The 14,272-nt window shown below is 65.3% G+C and carries 14 protein-coding genes and 1 pseudogene; 8 read left to right on the forward strand and 7 right to left on the reverse strand.

What is annotated here, in order from left to right:
- Position 1: 1 nt before the first annotated feature.
- The 4 genes from CH281_RS11685 to CH281_RS11700 are packed head-to-tail and all read left to right on the forward strand — an operon-like array spanning position 2 to position 4,676.
- Positions 2 to 634 carry a hypothetical protein gene (locus tag CH281_RS11685; RefSeq protein WP_094694197.1) on the forward strand — a complete coding sequence of 211 codons (633 nt, stop codon included), beginning with the start codon at positions 2 to 4 and terminating at the stop codon, positions 632 to 634.
- A complete protein-coding gene (locus CH281_RS11690) occupies positions 631 to 1,995 on the forward strand; it encodes an FAD-dependent oxidoreductase (RefSeq protein ID WP_094694199.1) in 1,365 nt (454 codons plus the stop codon). Before CH281_RS11685 ends, CH281_RS11690 begins: the two co-directional genes overlap by 4 nt.
- A gap of 27 nt (positions 1,996 to 2,022) precedes the next feature.
- The gene (locus CH281_RS11695) at positions 2,023 to 3,489 is read left to right on the forward strand and encodes a dihydroorotase (RefSeq protein WP_027497859.1); all 1,467 of its coding nucleotides are present in this window, start codon (positions 2,023 to 2,025) and stop codon (positions 3,487 to 3,489) included.
- Entirely contained in the window at positions 3,486 to 4,676 is a 1,191-nt protein-coding gene (locus CH281_RS11700; RefSeq protein WP_094694201.1) for a CaiB/BaiF CoA transferase family protein, read from the forward strand. The genes CH281_RS11695 and CH281_RS11700 overlap by 4 nt, the downstream gene beginning before the upstream one ends.
- A 40-nt stretch (positions 4,677 to 4,716) precedes the next feature.
- Here CH281_RS11700 and CH281_RS11705 read toward each other — a convergent pair whose 3' ends face one another.
- Together CH281_RS11705 and CH281_RS11710 are read right to left on the reverse strand one after the other, a co-directional pair.
- Entirely contained in the window at positions 4,717 to 5,643 is a 927-nt protein-coding gene (locus CH281_RS11705; RefSeq protein WP_094694416.1) for an ABC transporter substrate-binding protein, read from the reverse strand.
- A 76-nt stretch (positions 5,644 to 5,719) separates the two neighbouring features.
- Positions 5,720 to 8,017, reverse strand: coding sequence for an ATP-binding cassette domain-containing protein (locus CH281_RS11710; RefSeq protein WP_057474765.1), 2,298 nt, complete (start codon positions 8,015 to 8,017; stop codon positions 5,720 to 5,722).
- A 396-nt stretch (positions 8,018 to 8,413) separates the two neighbouring features.
- On the opposite strand from CH281_RS11710, the gene CH281_RS11715 reads away from it, so the two are divergent.
- Positions 8,414 to 8,617, forward strand: coding sequence for a PASTA domain-containing protein (locus CH281_RS11715; protein ID WP_094623302.1), 204 nt, complete (start codon positions 8,414 to 8,416; stop codon positions 8,615 to 8,617).
- A 7-nt stretch (positions 8,618 to 8,624) separates the two neighbouring features.
- Here CH281_RS11715 and CH281_RS11720 read toward each other — a convergent pair whose 3' ends face one another.
- Positions 8,625 to 9,164 (reverse strand): DUF2231 domain-containing protein, encoded by a 540-nt coding sequence (locus CH281_RS11720; RefSeq protein WP_032388485.1) that lies wholly within the window; start codon positions 9,162 to 9,164, stop codon positions 8,625 to 8,627.
- A gap of 87 nt (positions 9,165 to 9,251) precedes the next feature.
- Between CH281_RS11720 and CH281_RS11725 the strand changes: the two genes are divergently transcribed.
- Positions 9,252 to 10,748 carry a fatty acyl-CoA synthetase gene (locus CH281_RS11725; protein ID WP_094694203.1) on the forward strand — a complete coding sequence of 499 codons (1,497 nt, stop codon included), beginning with the start codon at positions 9,252 to 9,254 and terminating at the stop codon, positions 10,746 to 10,748.
- 5 nt (positions 10,749 to 10,753) lie between these two features.
- Here the strand turns inward: CH281_RS11725 and CH281_RS11730 are convergent, their stop codons facing one another.
- The 3 genes and pseudogenes from CH281_RS11730 to CH281_RS27310 form a co-directional block, all read right to left on the reverse strand.
- The gene (locus CH281_RS11730; RefSeq protein WP_094694205.1) at positions 10,754 to 12,343 is read right to left on the reverse strand and encodes an HNH endonuclease signature motif containing protein; all 1,590 of its coding nucleotides are present in this window, start codon (positions 12,341 to 12,343) and stop codon (positions 10,754 to 10,756) included.
- 13 nt (positions 12,344 to 12,356) lie between these two features.
- Positions 12,357 to 12,608: a DUF3253 domain-containing protein gene (locus CH281_RS27305; RefSeq protein WP_228139420.1), complete on the reverse strand. Its 252-nt coding sequence runs from the start codon at positions 12,606 to 12,608 to the stop codon at positions 12,357 to 12,359.
- A gap of 15 nt (positions 12,609 to 12,623) precedes the next feature.
- Positions 12,624 to 12,752: pseudogene (locus CH281_RS27310) on the reverse strand (DUF2256 domain-containing protein); the annotation flags it as partial.
- 63 nt (positions 12,753 to 12,815) lie between these two features.
- Between CH281_RS27310 and CH281_RS11740 the strand changes: the two are divergent.
- Positions 12,816 to 13,382, forward strand: coding sequence for a peptide deformylase (locus CH281_RS11740; protein ID WP_094694209.1), 567 nt, complete (start codon positions 12,816 to 12,818; stop codon positions 13,380 to 13,382).
- Positions 13,383 to 13,406: 24 nt separating this feature from the next.
- Here CH281_RS11740 and CH281_RS11745 read toward each other — a convergent pair whose 3' ends face one another.
- Positions 13,407 to 13,739, reverse strand: a complete 333-nt coding sequence (locus CH281_RS11745; RefSeq protein WP_045840952.1) for a hypothetical protein — start codon at positions 13,737 to 13,739, stop codon at positions 13,407 to 13,409.
- A gap of 106 nt (positions 13,740 to 13,845) precedes the next feature.
- On the opposite strand from CH281_RS11745, the gene CH281_RS11750 reads away from it, so the two are divergent.
- Positions 13,846 to 14,259 carry a DUF6992 family protein gene (locus CH281_RS11750; RefSeq protein WP_201247421.1) on the forward strand — a complete coding sequence of 138 codons (414 nt, stop codon included), beginning with the start codon at positions 13,846 to 13,848 and terminating at the stop codon, positions 14,257 to 14,259.
- The last annotated feature ends 13 nt before the right edge of the window (positions 14,260 to 14,272 follow it).

Raw genomic sequence — 14,272 nt, forward strand, 5'->3', positions numbered from 1 at the left:
CATGCACCTCTTGGCTTTCACCCCGATCGACGTCGACTCGGCCGAACTGGCTCGTCGGCAGCGTCGGTACGACCAGTTGGCCCCGTCCGGCGTCACCGTCGAACTCCGCAACATCGGACCCGACGCGCCCGATGCGCTCGACACGGAATTGGACATCAGACGTTCCGAGGATGTCCTGTCTGCGGCCTTTCATGCTCTACGCGACACCGAAGCAGACGGCTTCCTGCCCGACTGCGTGCTGGATCCGTGCGCAGAGGAAGCGGACTCGTTTGCTGTACCCCTGTACGGATTGACTCGACTGACCGCGTCGTTCCACGCGTCCCAAGTAAGCCGCATCGGCGCTCTGGCCCGAAACGAGGCCATCGCCGCCGAACTGGACCGCAGGCTCGGCTTCTATGGACTCGTCGCCGAGGCCACTGTTGTTCTGGGACTGGGTGTTCACGACATCGCCGATACTCGGGCGTGGGGACGAGCAGTGTCCGAGCACGCGCGCGAGTTGCACTGCGACGTCGCAATCAACGCCTGTTCGGCAGTCGACCTGACGGATCCTCCGGTGTCTCCGTGGGTAGTGGACCCCACAGCAACGGCGCTACGACTGCTGGGACTTCGCAGCGAATTGAAGGTCCTCGCATGAGCGCGGAGGGCCCCGATCTCGTCGTTGCAGGTGCGGGCGGCGGACTCGTCGCGGCGCTCAGGGCTGCCCAGCTCGGTCTCGACGTATTGGTGGTCGAGGCGAGCGAACACTTCCGGCGCGGCAACAACACGGCGATGTCCACCGCGATGATCCCGGGCGCGGGCTCGCGGTGGCAACGCGACGCGGGAATCGACGACTCACCGCAGCAGTTCGTCGACGACGTGATGCGCAAGACCAAGGGCACAGCCGACGCTCGGTTGGCCACGGCGCTTGCCGACGTCAGCGCTCCCTTGGTGGAATGGTTGGCAGATCATCTGGATCTTCCGCTGGCGTTGGTGACCGACTTCGCGTACCCGGGGCACTCCCGATTACGTTGTCACACAGTCGAAGGCCGACACGGTAGCGCGATGCTCGATCACCTCGCCCGCGCTGTGGCGGCCGAGCCTCGGATCGACATGCTGGTTCCGGCGCGCCTCACCGATGTGTCGGTCGACCTCGACGGTGGAGTGGACGCGGTGACTGTCACGCTGCCCGACGGCAACACCGAGGTCATCCCTACTCGCGCAGTACTGTTGGCCACCAACGGATACGGCGCGAACGAGGCTCTCGTGGAGCAGCACGCTCCGGAGATATCGTCGGCGCGGTACCACGGCAGCGAGCACTCCACCGGAGATGCTCTCGCCATCGGGCGCAAGCTGGGAGCGGATGCGGCGTACCTCGACGCCTATCAGGGGCACGCGGCACTGTCGAAGAAGGCGACGACGCTCGTCGGCTGGGCCACTGTGATGCACGGCGGAATCGTGCTCGACGCAACGGGCCGCCGATTCGGTGACGAAACCACCGGCTACTCCGAATATGCCGCCGCTCTCGCGGCTCGGCCCGGATCCGAGGGCTGGGTCGTCATCGACAGGGAGGTCTACGACAAGTGCCTGTCGTTCAAAGACTTCGAGCAGACGGTGGCCTCCGGTGCGGCAGTGTGGGCCGATGACGCTGCAACTCTGGCCGACGCGACCGGCCTGCCGGCCGAGGCGGTGGCAGAAGAACTCGCGGCTGTGGCAGGGTATGCACAGGGCGACGTGCCGGATCCGTTCGGCCGCAGCTCTTTCGAGCACACCCTGACCGAACCGTACGCGGCCATCAAAATCGTCCCCGCGTTGTTTCACACGCAGGGCGGCCTCGTCGTCGACGAGAACGCGCGAGTACTGCGGCCCGACGGGTCTGCAATCGACGGACTGTTCGCCTCCGGCGGTGCGGCAATGGGCATTTCGGGCCACGGGGCCGCCGGTTATCTGGCGGGCAACGGGTTGTTGCCCGCGCTCGGGCTTGCGTACCTCGCGGCCAGTTCTCTCAGAACTTCCTAACTAGTGAAAAATCTCGAAAGGACAATCATGTCAACGTTGTTGATCACCAACGCCCGAGTCGTGCGACCGGGATCGGCCGCTCCCGACGAGGGGGAGTTCCTCGACCTTCTCATCGAAGACGGCAAGTTCACCCGCATCGAAGCGGGAATCGATGCTGCCGGAGTCGATACGGTCATCGACGCCGCAGGCAAGGTTGCGTTCCCCGGTGTGGTCGACGCGCATCAGCACTGGGGTATCTACAACTCACTCGGTGAGGACGCCGAAATCGAGTCGCGGGCCTGCGTGCAGGGCGGCGTCACCACCTCGCTGTCCTACATGCGTACCGGGCAGTACTACATGAACACCGGCGGCTCCTACGCCGACGTCTTCCCGACCGTGCTCGAGGCCACCGAGGGCCGACCGTACGTGGACTACGCCTACCACCTGGCACCGATGTCCAAGGGTCACATCGACGAAATCCCGGCACTTATCGCCGAGCACGGCGTCACCTCGTTCAAGATCTTCATGTTCTACGGCAGCCACGGCCTGCACGGCCGCTCGACCGACCAGAGCGAGTTCCTGATGACGCCCAAGGGTGAGCGTTACGATCTCGCGCACTTCGAGTTCGTCATGCGCGGAATTCAGGCTGCGCGAGAACAGTTCCCGGACAAGGCCGATCACATCTCGCTGTCGCTGCACTGCGAGACCGCCGAAATCATGAGTGCGTACACCAAGATCGTCGAAGAAGAAGGCACATTGCAAGGCCTGGCCGCCTACAGCGCGTCACGGCCACCGCACTCCGAGGGCCTCGCCGTCACGATCGCGTCGTTCCTGGCCGACGAGACGCAGCTGCCGAACATCAACCTGCTGCACCTGTCCTCGCGCAAGGCGCTGACGGCGGCAATGCGGATGGCGAAGGCCTTCCCGCACGTGAACTTCCGTCGTGAGGTGACCATCGGGCACCTGTTGGCAGATATCGACACCGCCTACGGGCTCGGCGGCAAGGTCAACCCGCCGTTGCGTCCTCGAGACGACGTCGAAGCGTTGTGGGAGCACCTGCTGGCCGGCGATATCGACTGGGTTGTCAGCGATCATGCGTGCTGCAAGGACGAGAAGAAGTTCGCCGAGGACCGCGGCGACATCTTCGCCGCTAAGTCCGGCTTCGGCGGGGCCGAGTACCTGCTCCCCGGTTTGGTCAGCGAAGGCCGCAAGCGCGGGCTGAGCTGGCGCCGGATCGCCGAGCTCACGTCCCTCAACCCGGCGTTGCGCTACGGCCTGCCGGGCAAGGGCGACATCGCCGTCGGGATGGATGCAGACCTCGCGCTGGTCGACCCCGATCACACCTGGACCGTGAGCCCCGAAGACTCCGAGTCGGCCCAGGAATACACGCCGTTCCAGGGCTTCGAACTCGGTGCCAAGGTGACCGACACGTTCGTCCGCGGACAGCGTGTGCTTGCTGACGGTGCCGTCTCCGGCGCGCCCGCCGGTCGCTACCTGCACCGCCCGTACCTGTGACGGGGCCGCTCGAGGGCGTCAAGGTACTCGATATCTCGACGATCCTCGCCGGGCCGCTCGTCGCGCAGATCCTGGGTGATTTCGGTGCCGAGGTCATCAAGATCGAGCACCCGACGAAGCCCGACGGGATGCGGGGACACGGTCTGGACAAGGATGGACACCCGCTGTGGTGGACGATGATCAGCCGCAACAAGCGGACGATGACGTTGAATCTCGGCAACGAGCGCGGAGCGGAGATCTTTCGGCGTCTCGCGGCAGAGGCCGATGTGGTGGTCGAAAACTTCCGGCCGGGCACACTCGAGCGCTGGGGGCTGGGATACGACGTCCTGTCCGAGGCGAACCCCGGCCTGATTCTGTTGCGTGTTACCGGTTTCGGGCAGACCGGACCGTATTCCACCAGGCCCGCGTTCGGAACACTCGTCGAGTCGATGAGTGGTTTCGCCCACCTGACCGGCGAAGCCGACGGCCCGCCGACGCTCCCCGCATTCGGGCTCGCCGATTCCCTCGCCGGAATAGCGGGCTCGTCGGCGGTGTCCATGGCATTGCTGCATCGCACCAACAACGGCGGCAAGGGGCAGGTCATCGACCTCGACCTGTTGAGCCCGATCATGGCCGCGGTGGGCCCGGGCGTCATCTACGCCGACCAGTTGGGTATCGACCAGGAGCGCACCGGAAACAGGTCCAGCAACAACGCACCACGCAACCTGTACAAGACGGCGGACGGCCATTGGCTGGCGATCTCCACGAGCGCCAATTCGATAGCCGAACGCGTCCTGGTGCTGGTGGGTCACCCCGAGGTGCTCGACGAACCCTGGTTCGCGACCGGCCGGCAGCGCGCCGCGCACGCGGATTTGTTGGACGATTACGTCGGGGGCTGGATCGCCGAGCGGACGCGGGACGTCGTCATCGACGAGTTCGAGAAGGCAGGTGCTGCAGTCGCTCCCGTGTACAAACCCAGCGAACTGCTGTCGGATCCGCAGGTCAATGCCATCGAGATGGTGACGACGGTGGAAGACGACGATCTGGGGCCGGTCCGTATGCAGAATGTCATGTGGCGGATGGGCGGTAGCCCCGGCCGAATTCGGCACACCGGTCGACCGCACGGCGCCGACACCGACGACGTGCTGTCCGAGCTCGGCTGTACGGCGGACGAGATCGAGGCCATGCGACGCGACAGCGTGGTGTAGATCGATCCCGCGGTAGCGGGTGTTGGGACGCCGCCGCGGGTCAGGCGGGGAGCTGTCGAATCACCGAAGCGACGGCCTCTGCCTGGTCTGCGATACGAGGGCCCCATCGACTCGACAGGTCCTCGTCCATCGGGAAGATCCGGCCGTCGCGGACGGCGGTCATCGACCCCCAACCCGGTCGCGACGAGACGGAAGCGGCTGTGACGCCACAGCATTGGGCGTCGGCAAGAAACACCACATCCGGGTTCGACGTGATGACGGCCTCGGCGGCGAGCTGCGGGTAGTCGCCGGCGTCGGAACCGTCGGCGATGCTGGTGAGTCCGAACAGACCGTAGATCTGCCCGACGAAGCTCGCACTCGTCACCGTGTACAACGTGTCATCGAGTTCGTGGAAGTACGTCAGCGGCGCTTCGCGCGTCGGGACGCTCGCGACGGCTGCATCGATCCGGGCACGAGTCCGGGACACGACGGCATCGCCGTCGGCGTCGTGGCCGGTGGCGTCCGCGACGCGCTCGATCTGCGAGTAGGCATCGTCGATGCTCGTCGCGGCAGGCAGCACCAGCGTCGGAACGCCTGCCTCGGCCAGTGTCGACGTCACGAGGCCCAGGTCGGTGGAGGCGATCACCAGATCGGGGTCGTACGCAACGATCGCTTCGAGGCTCGGGGTGAACGCCGACAACCCTGTCTTCGGAGCGTCGGCGGGGAAGTCCGATTGATCGTCCACGGCCACCACCTGGTCGCCCGCCCCGACGGCGTACAGCGTCTCCGTCGCCGTCGGGCTCAGCGACACGATCTTCTGCGGAGCAGCGTCGATGGTGACCGAGCCGCCGTCCGAGCCGGATGTGATCGTCCTCGGAAACTCGCCACTCGCCGCGGGTGCCGGATCGGCGGCGGGTGGCGCGTCCGTTTCCTGCGTGCTGCACCCCGCCGCTACGAGCGCGACGACCGCGAACCCGGCTGAGATCATTCGTGCCGATCGACGCTGCACTGCCACTCCTGTGTTGTCCGGTGTCTCTTCGAACGCCAACACTATCGGGGAGCGGTCAACGCCCCAGGCTCCGTGCCAAGTACCTACCGGTGTGGGTGTCCGAGGCCACCAGCTCGTCGACCGTCCCGGTGAAGGTGATCAGCCCGCCGTTGTGGCCGCCGTCCGGGCCGAGGTCGATGATGTGGTCCGCTGCGGCTACGACGTCGAGGTTGTGTTCGATGACGATCACCGACCTGCCCTCGTCGACCATCCCGGACAGCAACGCGATCAAGTTCGACACATCCGACGGGTGCAGACCTGTCGTCGGTTCGTCGAGCACCAGGACCGAAGACGATCCGATCAGTTCGGTGGCGAGTTTGAGACGTTGCCGTTCGCCGCCGGACAGTGACGACAGGTTCTGTCCGAGCGAGAGGTAGCCGAGTCCGACGTCCCGGCAGCGGCGAAGAATGTCTCGAATCTTCTTGACCTCGAAGAAGTCCTGCGCATCCTCGACGGACATCTCGAAGATGTCGGCGATGCTGACGCCGTCGACGGTGTGCCGGATGGCCCCGGAGCGGAAGCGCCTGCCCTGGCAGGTCTCGCAGGTACTCGTCACGGGATCGGTGAACCCGAGTTCGGTGAAGATGACACCGCTGCCCTGGCAATCGGGGCACGCGCCGTCCGAGTTGGGGGAGAACAGCGACGGCGGTTGCCCGGTCTTCTTGGCGAAGTACGCGCGGATCGGATCGAGCAGACCGGTGTAGGTCGCAGGGGACGAACGGCGTGAGCCCCGGATCGGTGCCTGGTCGATGACAACGGCGTCGGGCGCGGCCTCGCGCAGGTGTCCGTGGATGAGGCTCGACTTTCCGGAACCGGCGACACCGGTGACGGCGGTCAGTACCCCGAGCGGGATGTCGACGCTGACATCGCGAAGGTTGTGGGTGGTGGCACCGGAGATGCTCAGCCAGCCCGAAGGCGTACGGGGAGTCCGTATCTCGGCGTCATCACGCCGGAGTGCGGAGCCGGTCCTGGTGTCGGCTCGGCGGAGTTCGTCGAACGTTCCCTCGAACACCACTGTGCCACCGGACTTTCCGGCACCCGGTCCGATCTCGACGATACGGTCGGCGATGGCCATCACCTCGGGGTCGTGCTCGACGACGAGGACGGTGTTGCCCTTGTCGCGCAGCGCGAGCAGCATTTCGTTCAGACGGTGGACGTCGCGAGGATGCAAACCGGTCGTCGGTTCGTCGAAGACGTAGAGCATGTCGTTCAGCGTGGCTCCGAGGTGTCGGACCATCTTGATGCGCTGGGATTCACCACCCGAGAGCGAGGACGTCGCACGGTCCAGGCTCAGGTAGCCCAGGCCGAGATCGACGAGCCTGGTCAACTGCGTGACGATTTCAGCGGTGACGGAGTGCAGGCCCTTGATGTCCCATTGTTCGATACGGTCGGCGAGTTCGGAAACCTGCATGGCGAACGCGTCGGGCAGGGACAGTCCTTCGAGAGTGGCACCGCGGATGGTGTCGTTGTAGCGGGAACCGCCGCAGGCCTCGCAGACGCCGCGCGTGACGATGCGCTCGAAGGCGGCTTTGGACTTGCCCTTGAGTGCATCGGCATCCTTGGCGAGGTAGCTTCGGCGGAACTTCGACACGATGCCCTCGTAGCTCTTCATGACGGCGTCGGGATTGGTCACCTCGACCTCGCCGGGCTTGGCGTCGAAGAAGAGGTGACGCTCGCGCGCCGAGAATTGCTCGATCGGGACGTCGAGATCGAACAGGCCCGAGTCGGCGAACACCCGGTACGGCCATTTGCCGACCTCGAAGTCGGGATGCTTGAACGGGCCCTCGCGCAACGACTTCGACTCGTCCACCAGTTCGCCGAGGTCGACGACCTTCGCCTCGCCGAGCCCCTCGCATTCGAGACACATTCCGGCGGGGTCGTTGAACGAGAAGGCGTTGGCGTAGCCGATGTTGGGCGTGACGGCGCGGGACCACAGCATGCGCAGCCAGTCTCCGATGTCGGTGATGGTGCCGACCGTCGACCTCGGACCACCGAACAGTCGCTTCTGATCGACGATGACGACGGCCGACAGGTTCGCGATCAGGTCAGCATCCGGTCGGCCGTAGGACGGTAGGAACGTCTGCGCGAACGCGGTGAACGTGGAGTTGATCTGCCGCTGGGCCTCGGCGGCGATGGTGTCGAACACCAGTGACGATTTGCCCGACCCGGAGACGCCGGCGAACACGACCAGCGAGCGTTTCGGCAGATCGAGGCCGACGTTGCGCAGATTGTTCTCTCGGGCTCCACGCACGACGATCGTGGACAGGGGATCAATAGGTGGCTGGTCTTGTAGCAAAAGCTGGGGCTCGGTCATCGCGTTGTCGATTGCCTTTCGCCGCGCCCCGAAGGGCGTACACCCACGTTGGTTCACGCAGTGCCGCCGTAGCCTACCGTACGGTGTACGGAAACGCTACCGGTAACGGATCGACGCAAGGGGCGATCCATAGAAGACGGCTGCTGTGGTGGGGGTTTGTCGTAACGAAAGGTCTCGATGTCGACGAGAAGGCATGTGCTCGCGGCTTGCATTGCCGTGTTGCCGATGCTGGCGGGATGCAGCACTCCGAGCGCAGACGCCGGCACGGACGTCGAGGCGGTGCCGGGGGGAGGCCTCACGCGCTCTACCGTTGTGCCGAGGATCGTCATTCCCGATACCCCGACGGTCGAGAGGCCCGCACCCGCAGCCCCCGCCTACATGCCTCCGGTTGTGTGTATGAATCTGCAGTCAGCGCAGAACGCGATCCAGGCGGCCGGTGTCTTCTACTCCCGCAGCGCAGACGCGTCAGGGGAGGGCCGTATGCAGGTCAACGATTCGAACTGGATTGTCGTCGAACAGGATCCGGCTCCCGGCGTCCTCATCCGCGAGGGCGATGCGGTGCTGTCGGTGGTCAAGACCGGGGAACCGAACAACTGTTGATGGGTGGTCAGCTCGGTAGGCGGTGTCGAGCTTCGGACTCGGCCTCGCTGCCGGGGGTGCTGTAGGCAAGGTGCCCGCCGATGAGTCCGCCGAGTCCTGCGGCTGCGAGGCCGGCCGCCGCCAGAGCCTTGGCGACTCCGTCGGTCTGCTTCCGGCGACGGAGGTAGGAGCCCAGAAAGAGGAACACCCCGGTTGCGTTCGATGCCGCGTGGATGATGCCGACCCGACGCTGAACAGTGTTCATCGTCGACCAGTCGGCCCATCCGGTCGCTATCGCCGGCGGCGCGGACGCGAGACCCAGCGCGACGACAATTTTGGCCGCCCTGGACTGGTTCTTGACTAGATCGAGCGCGACGGCGCTGGTCCAGCTGCCGATGGTCACCGTCACCAGCGCGGGGTGGATGGGGTGCCCGATCCACCGGCCGTGCAGCGCTGATCCGACGGCACTGTCCGCTACCGCAGGTGCAAGTACGCCATGGATCGCGTCGCTGGGTCCGTCGAGAAACGAGGCAGTCTCGAGACTGTCGAGTGCTTGTTTGATTGTCATGCAACACCGAATGCCCCGTGATCGGCGAGCGAACCATCGACGTCGAAGTCGAGGCAAGAAGCTTGGACGTCCTATAACGTCGTTGTCATGACGAACGGCACCCGAGTCAGCACCGTCGACGGCGTTCTGCGCAGGTCGGCGGCGAAATTTCCCGACCGTACGGCCGTGACATTCGAAGGCCGCAGCCATAGCTACCGCGAACTCGACACCGCCGTGACGCGGGTCGCCCGTCGGCTGGTTGCTATGGGCTTGGACAAGGGTGACCGGGTAGCGGCGTACGGTGTCAACTCCGACGCGTATGTGGTGGCATTTCTTGCCTGTGCGCGAGCAGGATTGGTGCACGTGCCCATCAACTACGCACTCGTGGGCGACGAGCTGCTGTATCTGCTCGATCAGTCGGGCGCTCGGGCTGTGCTCGTCGACCCGGAGTTGTCGAACACTCTCGATTCCGTTCGGAGTGGCACCGCCGTCGAGTTCGTGGTGTCGCTTCCGGATCTGCTCGACCCTGCCGGGGATGATTCGGTCCTCGAGCCGGCCGCGGACTCCGCGGACCTGGCGCAGTTGCTCTACACCTCCGGCACGACGTCGAAACCGAAGGGCGCGATGATGTCTCACGGCGCGCTCGTTGCCGAGTACGTCTCGTGTGTGATCGCTCTGGGGTTCACCGAAGACGACGACCCGCTGTTGGTGATGCCGATGTACCACTCGGCCGGGATGCACGTGTTCATGCTGCCGTATCTGTCGGTCGGGGCGACCGTGCGACTGATGCGCAAGCCCGACGTCGCGGAGATTCTGCGGCGGATCGAGGACGAGAAGATCAAGTCGTTGTTCCTGGCACCGACGGTGTGGGTTCCGCTCGCCAATCACCCCGACCTCGATTCTCGTGATCTGTCGTCGTTGAAGAAGGCGCAGTACGGGTCGTCGATCATGCCCGTCACCGTGTTGACCCGGCTGCGTGAGCGATACCCGGACATCGAGTTCTACAACTGCTTCGGACAATCCGAAATCGGTCCGCTGGCAACGGTTCTTCAGCCGTCCGAGCACGAGGCCAGACCGGCGTCGTGTGGTCGTGCGGTGTTCTTCGTCGAGACACGCGTCGTCGACGCGGACGGTAACGATGTGCCGGACGGTGAGCCCGGTGAGATTCTCTACCGCTCGCCTCAATTGTGCGACGGTTACTGGGACAAGCCGGAGGCGACGGCGGATGCGTTCTCGGGTGGGTGGTTCCATTCGGGTGATCTGGTGACTCGGGACGCCGAGGGGTTCATCACGGTCGTCGACCGGATCAAGGACGTCATCAACACGGGCGGGATTCTGGTTGCTTCTCGTGAGGTCGAGGACGCGATCTACACGCACCCCGCCGTTGCCGAGGTTGCGGTTATCGGGACACCGGACGACAAGTGGATCGAAGCGGTGACTGCTGTCGTCGTGCTCAAGGACGGAAGTGAGGTGTCGGCGCAGGAGTTGATCGACCACGTGAAGGGCAAGATCGCGCCGTTCAAGGTGCCGAAGACCGTCACTTTCCTGGACGAGTTGCCCCGCAACCAGAGCGGAAAGTTGCTCAAGCGCGCGTTGCGCGCCTGAGTTGTTCACGCGGCTCGCTGTTTTCGTCGGTGGTAGCTGGGGAGGGATTGCTGCGTGGGGTCGACGGATTCGGGTGGGATGGCGTAGGGGTGTCCGTCGTCGCCCATGATGAGCTGCCAGTCGCCGTGGTGGACGAGGCGGTGGCATTCTCCGCAGACGAGCGCGAGGTTGTCGAGGTCGGTGGGGCCGCCGTGTTCCCAGAATTTGATGTGGTGGGCTTGGCACCACTGGGCGGGGCGGCCGCACATCACGCAGCAGGTGTCGCGGATGGTCAGGGCGATGCGTTGGTCGTCGCTGGCGAGTCTGGTGGTTCGTCCGAGCGCGAGTGGTACGCCGTGGTGGTCGACGATGACGGGGGTCAGGTCGGCGTCGCAAGTGACCAGCTCGGCGAGGAAGCGACTGATGGGGCCGGTCCAGTCGAGGTGGAACGGCCAGTCGGCGTCGCCCGGCTCGGGCGCAGATTTCTGCCCGGCACCATCACCATCGGCTGCCGCTTCGCCGCAAGCAGCGATATCCCCTCGGGCAGCTCCATCCGGACGCGAGCCGTTGCTATCGCTGCCACTCGAGGAGCTCCCCGCGCCCGTACCGGTGTCGCCCGAATCCGTTGCCCCGCTATCGGATTGCTTATTACCGCCGTGGGCGAGCAAGTCCCGCAGGGGAACGATCAGGTGCACTGACGCCCGCGACCCGCCCGCCGACCCACGAGTGCCGCCGCGGAGGTGTCGGTCGAGGATCTGATCGAGTGCATCGGCCCGGCGCTTCGACGGGCTGCGTGGGTCGCGCTCCCCGCCGGGACCTGGTCGCGGTGCCGTCAACGGCGATAGAGCGGTGAGCAGCTTCTCGGCGAGCAACAGGTCGATGTCGCCACCGACCTGGAAGCGGCCGTTGGCCAGCGGGTGCAGGTCGAATCGGTTAAGGTCCGGGTTTTCCGACACCGGTCGCGGTGCGGGTGTCGGTGGAACAGGCTCGGGCGCAGGCGGTTCCGGATCGGGCAGCCTGCCGGTAGAGGTCGCATCATCATCTCTGCGCCGCTCCTGATCGTGACGCTCGCGTTCTTGCTGTTCTTGCTCTCGTCGTTGTTTCTCGGCTTTCGCGTGTCGTCCCCGGGCGTCGTCCGCGGCAGCATGCGCCAAAGCCTGCGCGCGGGAGGTCACCTGCCCCGCGGTGCTTCGCATCGCGGTGTCGAGCAATTCGGCGACAATTCCGTCGCGGCGCTCCTGATCCAACGTCGGGTCGGCCACCAGCACGACGTCGTATCCCTCGGCAATCGCGGCGGCGTGCGCGGCATGGATGCGACCATCGGCGAGGGCGTCGAGCACGGTGTGGTGATCGAGTAACCAGTACCCCAGTGCGTTCTGGCGGGCGGCGGATCCGTCGGTGATCCGTATCGACTTCGCGTACCAGCGGGTGACGGACGAGTGCCCGAGTTTCATCGCCAAGCCGCGGCGGTCGATCTCGGCGAGCAACGTCAATCTCTTTGCTGCGAGAGCGTTTTCGAGTGAAGCCACGTCAGCAAGCTCGGAGACCAACTCCTGGTCCCCGAGCCCGAACACATCCCCCCATGTCTTCACACCACGAAAGCTATACCCACCCACCGACAGGTTTCCGTCAACGCTTCCAGCGGATCCGGATCGGTCCTTTTGCGGTCGAGGGATCTATGACCGACCCCTTCTGGGTGATCTCGACTTCGCCGGCGTCGACCATACGTCGGGCCGCGCGGCGAACGGGCTCCATCAAGTCGCGCCAGGCGTCGTCGGACAGGGCTCGCGCGACGTCCGAGGGGCAGATCGTCGCGTCGCGTGATCGGGCGTCGAGCAGGGATCGAATTTTGTCTTCGAGTTCCTTGTCGGTTGCACTCACTTTGCGCCGCCGGCAGGTGTCGCTGCAGTACTTGACGTCATCCCAGTTCTTCTCCCATTTCTTGCGCCACTCGATCCGCCGACCGCACGACGCGCAGACCTTGTCTGCGGGGTGCGCGGTGGAGGGACGACGGGAGTGGGCCACAGATCGACAGTAACCTCGTTGCCCGGGGCTTCGCCGCTCTCGGAGCGAAACTATCCTGTTTGCATGGCGATTCGAGCGATCCTGGTTGCCGGTGATCCCCGGCTGACAACTCCGGCAGCCCGAGTGACGGTGTTCGATGACGAGCTCGCAACGCTGGTCGAGGACATGTTCGAGACCAATACTGCTGCACCCGGTGCGGGTCTGGCGGCCAACCAAATCGGCGACCCACGTTCGGTCTTCGTCTACGACCTGCGGGACGGCGGGGTCCGTCATCGCGGACACGTGATCAACCCGGTGCTCGAGACCTCAGGGATTCCCGAGACGATGCCCGACCCGGACGACACCGAGGGATGCCTGTCCGTGCCGGGGGAGCTGTTCCCGACCGGGCGTGCCCAGTGGGCCCGTGTCACAGGTGTCGATGTGGAGAACAACCCGGTGACGGTGGAAGGCACGGGCTATCTGGCGCGGTGTCTGCAGCACGAGTCCGACCATCTGGCCGGGCTCCTCTACCTCGACCGCCTGCTCGGCCGCCACCGACGTGCGGCGAAGAAGATGATCAAGGAGAGGGGGTGGGTCGGGCCGGGCAACACTTGGTTGCCCGGGGCCGACTCGCATCCGCTCGGACTCTGATCGCGGCCGTGCCCTATTCGACTGTCAGAACGGGTTGTAGACGTAGAGCATTCGGTAATCCCATTCCGACGATCCGGAGGGGATTCGGATCTCGGCGAGCACGTGGCCGTTCTGGGAGCATGATCCGCGGGCGTGGAACGACCAGCAGTCGATTTGCCGGCTGGTCCCGAACGGGCTGATGATCAGCGACTTCTCGCTCGCGCTGCCGTAGGCCGCGGGGTCGAATGCGTTGACGAAGCTCGATGTGGAGTCCTTGGGGCCGAACGGGTTGTCGTCGGGCGCAGCGGATGCCGTCGGTGCGGCGAGCACCGCCACGCCGATCGTCAGTGCAGCGCCGGCGAGGATCTTCTTCAGCATGGTGACTCCGTTCGTTTCGAGCACGAATACCCGGTGCTCGGTGATCGGCAGCAACGGACCGCGCGTTACGGGTGGCCTTCGGGTTCGAGCCCGGCACACTGGAGCGATGACTCGTATGGAAGCTCCCGCCGTCGCCCAACTACTCGGTCGGCGTCTCGCCGTGTGGGGCGGTGTGAGTGTGCTTGCCGGAACGGTGTTGGCGGTGCGTGGCTCGTCGCCTGCCCGTCGTGCATTCGGCCAGCAGACGGCGGGTTGGGGTGCGATCGACGTGGCGATCGCCGGGGCGGGAGCGCTCAACTCCTCGGTCCCGACGTCGAAGAGTTTGAGCAAGCTGCTGTGGATCAATGCCGGGCTCGACGTGCTCTACGTCGCGGCCGGTGCGCACATCGCCGTCCGGAAGCCCAGCTTCGGCCGTCGAATCACCGCTGACCAGGCGATCGGTCACGGAACGGCGGTCGTCGTGCAGGGCGCTGCGCTGCTCGCACTGGATACGACTCACGCGCGCATGATTGCCGGCTAATCACACGAGTGTC

It is taken from the genome of Rhodococcus sp. 06-221-2 (assembly GCF_002258365.1).
Classification (GTDB): Bacteria; Actinomycetota; Actinomycetes; order Mycobacteriales; family Mycobacteriaceae; genus Rhodococcoides; species Rhodococcoides fascians.

Coding starts and splice junctions, on each gene's coding strand:
- CH281_RS11685 (WP_094694197.1), top strand. CDS start 2: ATGCACCTCTTGGCTTTCACCCCGATCGACGTCGACTCGGCCGAACTG.
- CH281_RS11690 (WP_094694199.1), top strand. CDS start 631: ATGAGCGCGGAGGGCCCCGATCTCGTCGTTGCAGGTGCGGGCGGCGGA.
- CH281_RS11695 (WP_027497859.1), top strand. CDS start 2,023: ATGTCAACGTTGTTGATCACCAACGCCCGAGTCGTGCGACCGGGATCG.
- CH281_RS11705 (WP_094694416.1), bottom strand. CDS start 5,643: ATGATCTCAGCCGGGTTCGCGGTCGTCGCGCTCGTAGCGGCGGGGTGC.
- CH281_RS11710 (WP_057474765.1), bottom strand. CDS start 8,017: ATGACCGAGCCCCAGCTTTTGCTACAAGACCAGCCACCTATTGATCCC.
- CH281_RS11715 (WP_094623302.1), top strand. CDS start 8,414: ATGAATCTGCAGTCAGCGCAGAACGCGATCCAGGCGGCCGGTGTCTTC.
- CH281_RS11720 (WP_032388485.1), bottom strand. CDS start 9,164: ATGACAATCAAACAAGCACTCGACAGTCTCGAGACTGCCTCGTTTCTC.
- CH281_RS11725 (WP_094694203.1), top strand. CDS start 9,252: ATGACGAACGGCACCCGAGTCAGCACCGTCGACGGCGTTCTGCGCAGG.
- CH281_RS11740 (WP_094694209.1), top strand. CDS start 12,816: ATGGCGATTCGAGCGATCCTGGTTGCCGGTGATCCCCGGCTGACAACT.
- CH281_RS11745 (WP_045840952.1), bottom strand. CDS start 13,739: ATGCTGAAGAAGATCCTCGCCGGCGCTGCACTGACGATCGGCGTGGCG.
- CH281_RS11750 (WP_201247421.1), top strand. CDS start 13,846: ATGACTCGTATGGAAGCTCCCGCCGTCGCCCAACTACTCGGTCGGCGT.